The organism is Lacipirellulaceae bacterium, from assembly GCA_040218535.1.
Taxonomy (GTDB): Bacteria; Planctomycetota; Planctomycetia; order Pirellulales; family Lacipirellulaceae; genus Adhaeretor.
In genome coordinates this window covers 670,440-684,224 of the sequence record JAVJRG010000005.1, presented here as the reverse complement: position 1 = coordinate 684,224, position 13,785 = coordinate 670,440, and the positions used below count along the sequence as shown (strand labels likewise).

Annotated in this window: 10 protein-coding genes; 4 read left to right on the top strand and 6 right to left on the bottom strand. The window is 55.6% G+C overall.

Annotated features, from left to right (window positions below):
• Window position 1 precedes the first annotated feature (1 nt).
• The 6 genes from RIB44_02960 to RIB44_02935 form a co-directional block, all read right to left on the bottom strand.
• On the bottom strand, window positions 2-1,510 hold the full coding sequence (locus RIB44_02960) for an efflux RND transporter periplasmic adaptor subunit (GenBank protein MEQ8615534.1): 1,509 nt from the start codon (window positions 1,508-1,510) through the stop codon (window positions 2-4).
• Between the two features lie 48 nt (window positions 1,511-1,558).
• Window positions 1,559-2,533, bottom strand: a complete 975-nt coding sequence (locus RIB44_02955) for a lysylphosphatidylglycerol synthase domain-containing protein (GenBank protein MEQ8615533.1) — start codon at window positions 2,531-2,533, stop codon at window positions 1,559-1,561.
• A gap of 42 nt (window positions 2,534-2,575) precedes the next feature.
• Window positions 2,576-3,877, bottom strand: coding sequence for a glycosyltransferase (locus tag RIB44_02950; protein MEQ8615532.1), 1,302 nt, complete (start codon window positions 3,875-3,877; stop codon window positions 2,576-2,578).
• A gap of 159 nt (window positions 3,878-4,036) precedes the next feature.
• Window positions 4,037-5,179: a glycosyltransferase family 2 protein gene (locus RIB44_02945; GenBank protein ID MEQ8615531.1), complete on the bottom strand. Its 1,143-nt coding sequence runs from the start codon at window positions 5,177-5,179 to the stop codon at window positions 4,037-4,039.
• A gap of 438 nt (window positions 5,180-5,617) precedes the next feature.
• Window positions 5,618-6,262, bottom strand: a complete 645-nt coding sequence (locus RIB44_02940; GenBank protein ID MEQ8615530.1) for a response regulator — start codon at window positions 6,260-6,262, stop codon at window positions 5,618-5,620.
• Window positions 6,263-6,575: 313 nt separating this feature from the next.
• Window positions 6,576-8,150, bottom strand: coding sequence for a PEP-CTERM sorting domain-containing protein (locus RIB44_02935; GenBank protein MEQ8615529.1), 1,575 nt, complete (start codon window positions 8,148-8,150; stop codon window positions 6,576-6,578).
• A 297-nt stretch (window positions 8,151-8,447) separates the two neighbouring features.
• On the opposite strand from RIB44_02935, the gene RIB44_02930 reads away from it, so the two are divergent.
• From RIB44_02930 to RIB44_02915, 4 genes are all read left to right on the top strand, one after another.
• On the top strand, window positions 8,448-9,122 hold the full coding sequence (locus RIB44_02930) for a DUF2513 domain-containing protein (protein MEQ8615528.1): 675 nt from the start codon (window positions 8,448-8,450) through the stop codon (window positions 9,120-9,122).
• 111 nt (window positions 9,123-9,233) lie between these two features.
• Window positions 9,234-10,781, top strand: coding sequence for a hypothetical protein (locus RIB44_02925; protein ID MEQ8615527.1), 1,548 nt, complete (start codon window positions 9,234-9,236; stop codon window positions 10,779-10,781).
• Window positions 10,778-11,695, top strand: a complete 918-nt coding sequence (locus RIB44_02920; GenBank protein MEQ8615526.1) for an HAD family hydrolase — start codon at window positions 10,778-10,780, stop codon at window positions 11,693-11,695. The genes RIB44_02925 and RIB44_02920 overlap by 4 nt, the downstream gene beginning before the upstream one ends.
• A gap of 234 nt (window positions 11,696-11,929) precedes the next feature.
• The gene (locus RIB44_02915; protein ID MEQ8615525.1) at window positions 11,930-13,216 is read left to right on the top strand and encodes a glycosyltransferase family 4 protein; all 1,287 of its coding nucleotides are present in this window, start codon (window positions 11,930-11,932) and stop codon (window positions 13,214-13,216) included.
• Window positions 13,217-13,785 lie beyond the last annotated feature (569 nt).

The following is a 13,785-nucleotide window of genomic DNA, read 5'->3' as shown; positions in this document are numbered from 1 at the left end:
CTTACTCCTGGCTTGAGTTCACAAAGGTGGCTGCACTCGTCTGCTTCGCTAGATGATCGGTGGCTGCTTTCGAGTCAACATACTGCTCTGGCGATTCACTCGGATAAGCCTCGCCTGGCTCGTTTGCGACCACGCGATCGCCCGGCTGTAGGACTTGGTGGCCGGCGGTGATGACAACTTCGCCGTTGCTAAGGCCGTCAGTGATTTCAGTCCTGCCTTCGGCACTGCGGCCGATCGTAACCTGTCGCGTTTGGTATTCGTCAGCGGCAACGCAGTACAGCATCGCTTTGCTGCCCGACAGACCAGCAACTGCTGAGGAGGGGACCGTCAAGCTCTCGCGACTCGACTCCGAACGGGCGAAGCCTGTCATTCCTGGTGCTGCTTTAGGAGCATCAATTAGTTGCAGACGGACCGTGAACGTGGCTGGCCATTCAGGTGCCCCCGTACCTAATGGACGGATGGGACGATTCGTTTCCGGGCCACCTTGGTTGTAGCTGACGATCCGCTTCAGTTGCGTCACCACAGCCTCGAACTTGCCGCCAGGGAAAGCCTCGAGCCTAACTTCCGCTTTCTGGCCAACCTCCAAATCACCCAAAGTTGACTGGTCGAAGTGTGCTTCAAACCACAGCCCCGACGCAATCACAAACGCCGGCTTGCCTGCGGTTTGGTTGTACTCGCCCTCGTGGACGAGGCAGCGTTCCACAATGCCCGCGGCTGGCGACAGGACGCGGTGGTCAGCAAGTGTGGCCTCCGCCTGCGAAACGGCAATCTCCGCTGCACGGACAGCGGCATCGGCGATTTGTACACTTTGGCTGTGGCCCTCTTCGGCGGTTTCCAACGCTAATCGCGACTGGTGCATTTGGGCGTAAGCCCGCATCGAAGCAAGGCGGTTCTCTAGGAGCTTCGCCCGGGCGATGAGTTTATCTTTGGCGAGCTTCTCATACATTTGCCCCAGCTCTTTACGAATCTCTACTTCGAACTTGGCTTCCTGCAGTCGAATTTTGTCTCGATCGGGACGCTCAGCGATCAGTTGGTGGTCGGTCCCGAGTCTCACACGCTCTTGGTCTGCTCTAGCAGTGGCAAGTGCGGCCTTCGCCTCTTCGATCTGCAATTCAATCTGTGTCGTGTCGAGTTCAGCCAGCAGTTGCCCCTTGGCGACAACTTGGCCTTCTTGAACGTACACCTTTTTGATCTTTGCAAGTGGGATGATCGGGGCCTGGATCGGCTCGCTCTGCATCATGCCTTCCCCAACACTTGCCACCGTGAGTACTCGACGTTCGGCTACTGCTGTGGTCACGGGAAACGGCTTTCCCTTGCTGCGCAGCCACTGGCCATAACCGTATTTGGAAGTGAACGACCGATTAACCGGATCGGTGAAGCCAGGCAAGACAACATGCTTTATCAGAGCAGCGGCACCGCCGATGCTTGTTGCAAAGAAGATGGCAGCAACCATCGCTTTCGCAACAAGTCGCTTGCGGCTATTTTTTTGGGGGGCTCTGGACTGTTTCATTACGAACTCTCGATCGCTCTGCGGGAGCGAAATCATCTCCTGGGTTACTCATGCAGGCCGACTTGCAGACTGGCCCGACTTCAGCGCCATTTCTAGAACGACGGCGGCCAAAAGAGCACCAATCTCCACTGCAATCTGCACAACGCGCCAAAGGATTGCAGCGGCAATCGCTGTCGCGGGCGAAAGCCAAGCACTCAGTAGGGTTGCCAAGCAAGCCTCTCGAACGACCAAACCACCAGGGGCGAAGATCGCAAAGAAACCAACAAGCCAAGCTGTTGCGTTGGCGGCGATGGCAGCTTCAACGGGTAATGAACTCTCCGGGCTAATCGAAGCAACAATCAGCCAGAAGCAAACCCCGTTGATTAGGTTCAAAACGGTATAAGCGACTGCCGCTTTTCCGAGAGACCCCCAGGCGAGACTGCAGTCGGCTAGGTGCTGTAATTTGGAGCGTAGTTTCGCCTGCCCCTTTTGGTAAGCGTTTCGTAGCTGCTGGCGAAATAGAGTCAGTCCCGCCAAGCACGTTAGGAAACCAATCCCGAAAGCCAACAGTGACGACCGAGTTGGAATCGTCTTCAAGGTTTGGCTCAAAACTTCCCGGTAATACACCCCGCCACAACCGGCGATCAATGACCATGCTGCGATCACGAGCATAAGCTCCGCCACAACGCTCAGCGCACCAACGGTTGCAGGTACAGAGAGCTTTTTACTGACCACGGCACGAGTTCCGAAGTTCCATACGCTGCCTGGTAGCCAGCGGGCCGCTTCGGTCTTGAGCCAGAGGGCAGCCGAAGGAATCACCGCAACCCTCTGTCCCAATCCCGCGAGGACCTGCGACCAGACACTTGCATTGAGCAAGCGATAAATCAAGGTAAGAGCAATCGCCACAGCGAGCTTCATCGGAGAGATCGTCAAGTTCATCTGGCCAAGTTGGCGGCCCGAGTGCTGCAAAGAAGCAGCTATCGCAGCAACAATCGCTACAGCGAGGGCAAGCTTGATGATCTTCCTGTATTTGGCTGGGCTCATAATTGGGCACTCTTCACGGATCAGTCTTCGAGAACGACAAAGCTAGTTGACCAACTCGAACTGAGCTCCCTCGGTACTCTCTCCGTTGGACAGAGCAGGCACTTCGATGGTCGCCGACGAATCAAACTCAGCCGAGTCGCGACCAATCAGCTTGCAGTAGGCTGTTACGAGCTCATCGGTGATGCGTTCCCAGTTGAACTTCTGTTGCGCGAACTGTAGGCCAACGGCACCCATTGCCTTCGCTTTCACAGGGTTATCAATGAGATGCATGATGGCTTCGGCGAGTGCGGCCTCGTCACGCTCGGGAGTCAATAAGCCGGTCTGATTGTGAACGACTGCGTCAGGGATGCCGCCCACCTTGGAAGCAATCACAGGCTTGGCGTGGGCGTAGGCCTCGATCGCACCGACGCCAAGCCCTTCCGTATCCCCACGACGATCGATCACCGCTGGGTTCACCCAGATGTCACAGCGCGAGTACTCTTCGTTCAGCCACTCATTACTGACGAAACCAAGAAAGCGAATGGCGTGATCGAGTGAGAGATCGCTGCACAACCGCTCCAACCTTTCACGCTCAGGCCCGTCGCCACAGATGACGAACTGAGCTTCACGCTTACGCAAGACGCGGTCGGCAGCTTTTAGCAGGTACTCAACACCTTTACGCTCGATGAGTCTTCCCGTGAATAGAATTCGTGGAATTCGATTCTTGGGGGCGGGAATGTTTTTCGCAGCTACCGTGGTCCCAAAGGGGAGCACTAGCGAATCAACGCCAGAGACTTCTCTCACTTTTTCTGCTGTGTCCATGCTGTTGGCAATGCTCAGATCGGCAGCTTGCAAGCTATGACGGAGAATCGGACGAACCCACTTCTTACGACGTGCAATGGCCAGTCCCGCACCATGGGACGTTACGACATGCGGCACTTTCGCAGCCCGTGCAGCCGAGGCACCGATCGGGCCGTGAGGAAATGGCCAATGGGTGTGAACGATGTCAAACTCTTGCTGACGAGCTAGTCGGCGAGCGGCAAGGCAGCCTGCTGCGACGTAAGGAGCGGCAAGGAGTTGAAACAAGGGATTACTGATCCGAGCCGGAGCACCGCCCTCGTGGGTGAGTGTCTCCCACTCCGCGTTTGCATAACGGAACCGTTTCACGGTGACGCCATCGAGATCATGATCTGGCAGGCCCCGGTATGCAGGAGCCAAAACGGTCACTTCATGTCCACGGAGTGAGAGTTGACGGACGGACTCCCTGAGCCAGGGGACCGCGTAGTCTTCTTCATGTCGTGGGTAGGTGGAGGTTACCAGCAGGATTCGCAACGGTGATTGACTGGATTGTTGTTGACTTGACATCGGGACGCCCCTCTTTTTTCGTTTCAGTTTTGGATCTTTAAATTGTTGCCAAGTGCGAGCCGCGAAGCGTTAGCTCGCGGGTGTTGATCTGGCTTTCGACACGGTATTCAAAAAAGGCACGACGACCGGGAGGGGACGGTCATCGGCCTGTTGTTGTTTCTAGTTTTGCGACACGACGGTCTCAGAGATCGGAAGCTCGCGCCGTTCGAGGCGGCCGTCGCGGATCATCAGTTCCGAAACGAATCCTGCAATCATGCCGACTCCACCCATGGCGAGCAGAAGTCCCCCGGCAAGAAATGCCGTCACGCCTAAGCGGCTCATTGGTCCGATCCACCAACCGCTACCGGCAACGGCAACACCTAACACGCAATACAGCATGGCAAAGCCGTTGAAGAAGTGAGCAGGCCGCTGGCCAAACCTCATTAGGAAGGCCATCGTGAGCATGTCGCTTGCTCCGCGTGCGTAGCGTTCGAAGCCGTACTTACTCACACCATGACGACGTGGGCTGTGGGCAACCGCGATTTCCACGGTCTTAAACCCGTGAGTCGCCGCCAAGCAAGGCATCATGCGATGGAGTTCGCCATGCGGAATAACACGCTTCACTACCTCAGCACGGTAGCATTTGAATCCGCAGTTGTGGTCGTGCAGTTTCACACCCGTGAGTGCGCTGAGCATCTTGTTGAACACACGGCTCGGCCAGACTTTGTGCCAAGGATCGAAGCGTTTCTGTTTCCAACCAGTCACCACGTCGGCACCGGCTTCGATTGCCTCGATGAAGCGAGGAATCTCTGTGGGATCGTCTTGCAGGTCGGCATCCATGGTGAAAACCAAGTCGCCACGACAGGTACGAAATCCTGCGGTCAAGCCGGCTGCTTTTCCGGCATTGAGTCGCATGCGAATTCCACGGACTAGAGTTCGCGAATCAAGCTGCTGACCTTCGGAGAGTTCCTCAATTCGGCTCCAGGTTGCATCCTTACTACCATCGTCGATCAGAATGATCTCGATGTCGTGCTCTTGCGGAGTGCAAGCAGAGATGCGTTGGCAAAGCTCAACAATCGTGTCTTGCTCGTCATGTGCTGGAATCACGAAGCTGATGAGTTGCCGGCGAGCTGTTATTTCGTCAGACGATTCCGTCTTCTCGGAGTCCCCGTCGACACTCGCGACTTCGCCCTCAATAAGATGGGCAACGTCTTCGGTCAGGCGAGACATTTGACGGTGCAAGCGGTCGATCACTCCTGGCTCGATCGACTGATCAAAGCCAAGTTCGTCGGTAATCAGGTCTTCGGTAAGTTGGGCGGGCATTTTTGATCTACTCCCTAGTAGGTGCCGTCAGTTTTATTGATTCGTTGGGAGGAGAGGACTTTGACGTCGGGCAAGCAGGGAAACTCAACACGGGGGGATTGCTTGACCGACACCAAAGTGTGCCGCGCGAACGACGCCTGAGAGAAATGGGGAATTCCTGAGGGGACTCAGGAATTCCCCTAGTGGCTGAGGGGAGAGCGGCTCAGAGAGACTTTTGCTTCGTGAATTAATAGGCCCGGCATTTATGCCGGGTGTTTGCGATCTCGTTCTCAACGAGAAGCCCCGTTAACGGGGCTTGCCCCAGGGAGACGGAACCTGCCAACCCGGCATAAATGCCGGGCCTAATAATGTATGATTGAAAACGCTAGCAACTGCCTAATCCATTTGAGCAGGAGGCTAGGGAAAGGGAAACTCGTAGAGAGACGGAGCGACAAGGCTCTATGGAGATGCCTGCAGAGCCCCGGCAAGGGGTGCTTCCGCTAAGGACGGAGTGATCAAGCGAGAGAGCTCAACCACGCTGTCGATGCCCAGTTTATTGAAAATATTTGGGCGGTGCGTCTCAACGGTTTTCGGGCTCACCTCAAGTTGACGAGCGATTTGCTTCGTGTTCATGCCCGACACGAGTAGCTCCGCGACTTCCCTCTCACGAGGCGAGAGTGACTCAAGTTGCGAGATACGTTCTTGCTCGGCTGAAAGCTCAATCCAACGCTGGCTGCTTGTGCCGATTCCTTCGTGAGCTTTCTGCAGAAGTTCTTGGGGAGTGAGGGGTTTTTCCAAGTAGTCGACCGCCCCAAGCTTCAACGCTTTGACCGCGCTGGGGACATCGCCGGTGGCCGTCATCATGATCGTTGCGATGCTTGCCTGACGACTGTTGAGAATCTGCAGAAGTTCCAAGCCGTGCATTGCCGGAAGCTGACAATCGAGCAGCAAACAGCTCGGACCGCGGTCGAACTCCGCAGCCAGAAACTTTTCTGCCGATTCATACGCTTGGGCAGCGACTCCGGCTGCGGTCAAAACAGCCTTCGCCCATGCGCAGAACGCAGGATCGTCGTCCAGGATGTAAACGGTCGGTCGGATACTCATGCGGATGACAAGCAAGCTTCGAATGCGAGATTAAACTCACGAACGATTGCCAACTTGTCGCCTCTTTAGGAACGGTGGGGTTGTCGATAGCGCAAAACCTTGCCAGTTCCTGCCCCTCTACTCCGCAGACGCCCATTTCTGAAGCGTCGGGTTCCTGCCCAACCACTAGTTTGGAGATTCGCTGATCTGGAGTCAGCTATTGAAACTTAGTGCGCGAAAAGAGTGGGTCAAATGCGTGAATCCAAGAAACTCCGAATGATGCGAAAAGACCACACAAAAGACCGCACGGTGCGTAAACGCTTCTCGACCGGGCTTAACGACGTCGCCGGTTTGGCCAAGCTGAAGCGGCGAGCGCGATGAGAAGAATCACACTAGCCGGTTCGGGCACAACGAGTATTTGAATCCGCTGAGCCAGCTCTCCACGCAATTGACTGTAGAGCGAGAGATCGCTGACGGGGGTTCCAGCATCGACCACACGTCCAGCAAACATCCCTGCAATAAGATTGTCAGTACTGAACCAGGTGAGGTCTCCAGAACTTGGCTCGTCAACGACTGAATCTGATGTGATGGTATCAGAAAGTATGGTTGAATTTGCCAGCGGCATAAGATTCTCGCCGGTGGAGAAGAGTGTCACTCGAGCCACTCCGGTCGACTTGACCGTCAACTCACCGGTCGTTGGGTTGTAGGTGGCCGTTTCAACGCTGCCTTGCGGCAAGCTCCCTTGGTCGAGATCTTCCAGGAGCCACTCGCCGTCGCCACTAGCCGTGGTTCGCCCATCGGCATTTGCGTCGCCGTCGAAGAACAGCTTAGAGCCTTGGGGATGTTCTCCGCCGGAGCCAAGGTTGGAAATCAAGATCGGACCATCGCCACTGTCTGTCGTCGAAAAGCCTGTATCGAAATCCGTTCGCCCGGTGACTCCCAAACGTAGTGACCGAATGCCAACTTGCGCGTCAGCTATAGTCGCTCCATCAGCAAGCTCGTCGTAGCGTACGAAACTGCTGCGGTCGTTCGGCACTCCTTGGTGGCGAAGAAGCTGAACCGTGATGCGGTCGATCAGCTCCGGCATCAATAACTGCGGGAGCGCTTCGCCGTTGCCCGTGAACGCCGGAGTTGCATTGTCGGCAATCGCCCCGTTTGTTTCGACGCGTGAGCCCAGCGGCACTTGGGAGTCGGGCGCAAAGACATGTCGGAACGTAAATCGATTGACATACGACTGGTTCAAGTCCGCAGCCGTCGCGGCACCGTTCCAATTGGAATTGACAATCTTGAACTCGGGCTCGAGATTCAAACCTTGAAGTTGAACCTTCTGCTGGTTGTCACCGTCGGGGTCCGTGCTGTAGTTGGTGTTGGTCGTCAGGTGCGTTTCGCCCGTGTGATCGCTGAGGTCATTCTCGTTGCGTTGCGATTGAAATCCGCCCTCAATTGAACGGCCATTACCACGAATTCCGGCTGAAACATCCACCTTGTACCATTGGCTCCAAGTGCTGGCGACATCCGAGTAGGTTTCCGTTTCGACGAACACCACGCTTGTCCGTGGCACTGCCACAGCGTCTTCGCTAGTAAGGCCATTGTTCTGGGGAATTTGCCAAACGGCACCTTCAAAGAACTTCTGAGCACCGCCCTGGCTAGGCACAATGAAAAGGGCCTCATCGTTTCCCGCAGGCCCGGTTTGAAAGGCACGTCCGGTGCTCCCGATGGTCGCTTGGGGAACCGCGTTCGGGTCGAGTGGGTCGCTGAGAAAGCTCCAATGATCAACGTTGAATTCACCGTTCGTGATTAAGTCGCTCGTAAAGACTAGATTCACAAGCTCTTGAGCCGCAGCGGTTCTGACCGACATCGCCTGCAAGAAAATCAGAAATGATAGAACGGTTCCTAGGATTCTCGTCATAGTTGCTCTTCAATTGGGGTGAATCTGCGCGAGTGGCAAGAAGATCGGAAAAAGGTGCAAGGAGATCTTTGCTAGCGATTGATAGTAAAACTCACCCCCCTTGGGAAGCTTGCCTGAAGTGCTAGCAGACGGTTTTTCAATAAACCGAGGTTGACCGATTCGGACGATTGCGAGAAATTCGCCAGACCGCACTTTCGCTAGTGCCCGAACAACTGACCCTGCCGCTGGGTGTGAGATCGTTGGGAACGATCGCTCGACACACTCTCCGGCCTCTTGTTTCCCGCAATGGAGTGAACGATGAAGCGAGACATTGACCTAGCCCGCGAGCTGCTGCTCGACATCGAGAACCGTGGTATCGACTGCTCGATGACCGTCCTACGTACTGGACCAAATCAAGAAAACGAAGAACGCACTCGCTATCACTTGCGTTTGTTGATCGATGCAGGACTTCTGAAAGAAGTCGATCGCACCTCGACCGGCATCCCTTGTCTGCGTCTGACCCACGATGGGCACGAGCTACTAGAACTCGCCCGTCACGAAGGTCGCTGGCGTCAGGCGAAGGCGATTTGCCAACAACGGATTGGTGGGCTTTCGCTTTCCGTGATCCGCCAGTTGCTGATCCGCCTTGCGCTACGACCTACTTACGGTCGTCGGTACCGTCCTTACCGCTACGCTCCCACCACGAGCTACTACCGCAGTCGGCCTGCCTATCGTGCTGAACCCTACCGTTTCGAGGAAGACTATCTGGGAATCGGCGACACGGAAGAAGTGATCGATCCCCGCGCGGCAGACACCCGCGATTGGTGGACGGACGAAGTCGCCGAGTACCGCGAGCCACGCTATGTCCGCACTCGTGCCACAGCCAATGGCGAATATGTTCGCAATGGCTACGGTCGGACCGGCATCGATCTGGACGGTGACGGACGAGTTGATCTCGAGCTCGATACCAACATCCCTGACTATTTGATTTGATTCATCGGGCTGATTTGATTCTCCTCCGAGAATCGTTAAGCTAACAGACGGGCGGCACATTCGACCTGGATGTGCCGCCCGTCATTTTTTGCGCTAGCTGAATCATTCGCTATGAAACTCGTCATTTTCCATCACCACCTTAACCCCGGCGGGGTGACGCGCGTGGTGGAGAACCATCTGCGGTCACTTGGCGAGAACTCCGCAGAAGAGCGACCGACCGCTGTCCTGCTGGTTCACGGCGGTCGAGCCCAGGATTGGAACCAGCAAGAACTCGAAGCATCGCTACCTTTTCAACTCGACATCGCCACGGTCGAGGGACTTGATTACGACCTGACTGGTGCCGAAGCCAGCCAAGCACTGGGCAGTCGTATTGAGAAGCTCCTGACGGACAAAGGGTTCACTGCTGACGAAACACTACTCCATTGGCACAACCATTCACTCGGCAAGAATGCCTCCGTGCCGCTGGCCATTTCTTACTTGGCCCAAGCAGGCTATCGGTTACTGCTTCAGGTGCATGACTTTGCGGAGGACTTTCGACCGGGAAACTATCGCTATCTGGTCCGCAAGCTTGGCAAGGACGATGCGAAGCAACTCCCCAAGCTGCTGTATCCGCAGTCGAGCAACATCCACTATGCAACACTCAATGGCCGAGACCGTGGAGTGCTCTCTGAAGCGGGCGTCGACGAAAGTCGACTCCACTTTTTACCGAATCCGGTCGCCAGGCCCCCACTGCATGACCATCGCGAGGAAGCGCGAGAACTGGTGAACCAGAAGCTCGCCATTCCAGAAGAGAACCGACTCATCACCTATCCGGTACGTGGTATCCGCCGGAAGAACCTGGGGGAAACGCTACTCTGGGCGGCGCTCTGTGATCAGGCAAGTTTCCTCGTCACCCTCGCACCTCAGAATCCGAAGGAACGTTCCTCGTTCGATCGTTGGGCGAGTCTTTCGGCAGAGCTGAATTTGCCCTGCACGCTCGGCGTCTCCTCCTCCGCGGAGATCCCGTTTGGTCACTTATTGGCGGCCAGTGATTACCTTCTAACGACCAGTGTTGCCGAGGGGTTCGGGATGACCTTCCTTGAGTGCTGGCTGGTGGGCAAAGAATTGCTCGGGCGAAACCTACCGGAGATTACGAGCGACTTCAAGGACGTTGGCCTCGATCTCAGCCAGCTCTACGACGCGCTCCAAGTTCCAACTGCATGGCTTGACCGCGGGCAGTTTCTGAGCGAGATGTCATCCCTATTGGCGGAAACTTACTCTGGCTTTGGTGTCGCACCTTTCACTCCACAGGAGTTGCAGACTCAGCTAGCTGCGATGTTTGACGCCGAGACGATCGACTTCGCCTTGCTCCCCTCGTCGCTGCAAGAGTCCGTCATCCGCCGGGCGGCAACCGAAGCGTCAAGTCGTGAGCGGCTGCAAAAATTGAATTCTCAGGTGGCGATCCCCGAAGACACCGACAGTGAGCGTGTCGCGACGAACGCCGCCGCCACAGCCGGCGAGTTCTCGATTGAGAAGCTAGGACAGCAACTGTACTCAACTTACGAGGCTGTCCTCTCCAGCCCAACTACGGCGGCAGTTTCTGGGCTTTCGAAAGGCGACTCCATCCTCACGGCCTTTTTGCAAACCGAACGCATGAATGCGGTACGTGTCGAATCATGACAGCAGAGAAACAGATGAAGGATTCCCCTGAAGAAGTGATTCGCCGTGCGAGTAAACCGCTCTCGCCAAAGCCGACCTCGCTTCAGCCACGGTTGCCGCAGCTCGAAGGCATTCGCGCCGTGCTGTTCGATATCTACGGCACTCTGATCATCAGTGGAAGCGGCGACATTGGCGCGGCTGACCCGACCATCCGCGGGCAAGCGTTTTCTGATGCCTTGCAAGCGGTTGGCGTGGAGTACCGTGGCGACCCTGAAGCGGGCGCGAGGATTCTCCGCGAGCTAATCGACGCCAGCCATGCGAAGTCTCGTGACGAAGGGATTGATTTTCCGGAAATCGACATCGTTGCCGTTTGGCAGAGCACCTACCGGAAGCTTGAAGCGGGCAGCCTGATCACGGCGGGTCAGCAGGTCGACCTTGAGCAGCTCGCCACCGAGTTTGAGGTCCGCACGAACCCCGTCTGGCCGATGCCGGGGTTGGTCGATTGCCTGGGTAACTTGCGAGACAGCGGGCGGGTCTTAGGGATTATCAGCAATGCTCAGTTTTTCACCCCGGCGGTGTTTCCCGCATTGGCCGGTGAGACGCTGGAAAAATTGGGCTTTACCCAAAATTTGCGGTACTATTCCTACGAACACGGAAGAGCGAAGCCCGGCACATGGCTGTACGAAGAAGCCGCTCGCGGATTAGCCGCCCTAGAAAAGCCGATAACCCCAGCAGAAACCCTGTACGTCGGCAACGACATGCGTAACGATATTTGGCCCGCGGCAAAGGTCGGTTTCAAGACCGCACTGTTTGCGGGCGACGAGAGGAGCCTCAGGCTCCGCGAGGACGAACCGAATCGGGACCAACGACCTGAACCGGATGCAGTCGTAACCGAACTTGACCAATTACCGAAGTTATTGCAAACAAACGATTGAACCCAAGCCCGCGAGCTACGTCTCGCACGAAACAGGCTGTAGAGGATTAGGCTGTAGGCTCTAGGAACATGTTTGACAACGAGCCCTAAAGCCTACAGCCTAATCACCCTGCTACCTATTACACTTTGCGAGACGTAGCTCGCGGGCTAGAAGAGCAAATCGCAACTTAAACAAAACCCCTAATAGAATCCCTTTGGCCTGGCGGCATCGAATGGGACATGTCCCGAAAGCACTATGAGTAACGAAAGCCGCGCCCCTGGGCAGAACATTGGATTCGTAGGTACACGCTTCGCTGGTACCGATGGCGTTTCTTTGGAAGCCGCCAAGTGGGCACAAATCCTCTGGGACCACCGTCATGTGAGCCACTGGTTCGCGGGCAAGCTCGACACGGACCCGGCGATCAGCATGTTGCGCGAACATGCTTGGTTCGGCCATCCGGATATCCAGTGGATCAACGAACGGATCTTCGGACGTACGACTCGGTTGCCAGAAGTTACCCGCCGTGTGTACGCCATCGCCGAACACTTGAAGCGCGGGTTGTATGACTTTGTCGGTAAGTTCGACATCGACATTATGATCGTCCAGAACGCGCTCTGCATTCCCATGAACTTGCCTTTGGGCGTTGCCCTGACACAGTTCATCGCCGAGACCGGCTTTCCAACGATTGCTCATCATCACGACTTTTACTGGGAGCGAGATCGCTTTTCGGTAAACGCGATCGGCGACTTCCTCTCGATGTCTTTCCCGCCTTCGCTGCCTTCGATTCAGCACGTGACGATCAACTCCGCGGCTCAAGAAGCGCTATCGCATCGTCGTGGCGAGTCATCCGTGTTAGTGCCCAACGTACTCGACTTCGAAACACCGCCGATTGAGGATGACGAATACGTCAGTCACATGCGCGATGACATTGGCATTGCGCCCGACGACATCATGTTCCTCCAACCGACGCGAGTCGTCCCTCGAAAGGGAATCGAACATGCCATTTCACTGATTGCTGCGCTCAAAAACCCAAAGTGCAAGCTGGTCGTTTCGCACGAGTCGGGCGACGAAGGGGACGAGTATCTGCACGCCTTGAGTGAAATGGCAGAACAACAGGGTGTCACGCTGCTTTGGGTTTCCGATCGAATCAGCGAAGAACGCGAGATCGACGCCGAGGGTCGCCGCACCTACACCCTCGCCGATGCTTACGACGTGGCGGACTTTATCACCTACCCAAGCATCTACGAAGGCTTCGGCAACGCGCTGATCGAAGCGTTTTATTATCGCAAGCCGGTACTCGTGAATCGTTACTCAATTTTCGTGAAAGACATCGAGCCGAAAGACTTCAAGGTAATTACCATGAACGGCTACCTCACGAAGGAGGTAGTCGCCAAGGTGAAACGCGTGATCGACGAGCCCGAGTATCGCGAGCAGATGGTGCAGCACAATTACGACTTGGGCACCAGATTCTACAGCTACAGCGTACTGCGTCGGAAGCTACGGGCGCTCATTACGAATCACACCGGGTTGGATGAGCTTTGAATCTGCGCAGCGCGTCTATTCGGAAGTAGTAAACTTCCTGACGATCCATCTCAGCGCTAGAAATGGGAAGAGGAGAAGGACTACTAGAAAACTAGGATTGGCTGAAAACAATCCCTGCAGCAGCCCAAACTCTATCCTTGACTGGTTCTCCGTTTTCCAGCGTTTGGCGAACACGTTAGCAATTCCTTGAAGCGACTTGTTTGAAGTCGATATATCGGGGTAACGAGTCGAGAGAAAGCTCCGGAAATGATCTTCTGATTCAGCTTTCTTAAGCAATTGGTGATCTTCGTAGGAAAGAACTCCATATCGCACGCCGCGTTTGGACAGCTCGTTCAGGAAAGTCTCTCCCCAGTGCATTGCTTGTCTCACTCAATGCTTTGGTGTAGATCGAATAGTTGCCGATTCAGATTCCCAAGACAACGAAGACTGCAAGGTACCGCGTAATTCCTTCCGCGATCCCCTCGCATTCGGTGGTCTCCCGTTTGATCCCAAAGGGCGATTGGCGTCTCTATATGCAGTATAGGCAGTCTTAATCATCAATCCCAGTTCTCTCGAATCGCAATGATTCG

Coding starts and splice junctions, on each gene's coding strand:
- RIB44_02955 (MEQ8615533.1), bottom strand. CDS start 2,533: ATGAGCCCAGCCAAATACAGGAAGATCATCAAGCTTGCCCTCGCTGTA.
- RIB44_02920 (MEQ8615526.1), top strand. CDS start 10,778: ATGACAGCAGAGAAACAGATGAAGGATTCCCCTGAAGAAGTGATTCGC.
- RIB44_02915 (MEQ8615525.1), top strand. CDS start 11,930: ATGAGTAACGAAAGCCGCGCCCCTGGGCAGAACATTGGATTCGTAGGT.
- RIB44_02950 (MEQ8615532.1), bottom strand. CDS start 3,877: ATGTCAAGTCAACAACAATCCAGTCAATCACCGTTGCGAATCCTGCTG.
- RIB44_02945 (MEQ8615531.1), bottom strand. CDS start 5,179: ATGCCCGCCCAACTTACCGAAGACCTGATTACCGACGAACTTGGCTTT.
- RIB44_02940 (MEQ8615530.1), bottom strand. CDS start 6,262: ATGAGTATCCGACCGACCGTTTACATCCTGGACGACGATCCTGCGTTC.
- RIB44_02935 (MEQ8615529.1), bottom strand. CDS start 8,150: ATGACGAGAATCCTAGGAACCGTTCTATCATTTCTGATTTTCTTGCAG.
- RIB44_02960 (MEQ8615534.1), bottom strand. CDS start 1,510: ATGAAACAGTCCAGAGCCCCCCAAAAAAATAGCCGCAAGCGACTTGTT.
- RIB44_02930 (MEQ8615528.1), top strand. CDS start 8,448: ATGAAGCGAGACATTGACCTAGCCCGCGAGCTGCTGCTCGACATCGAG.
- RIB44_02925 (MEQ8615527.1), top strand. CDS start 9,234: ATGAAACTCGTCATTTTCCATCACCACCTTAACCCCGGCGGGGTGACG.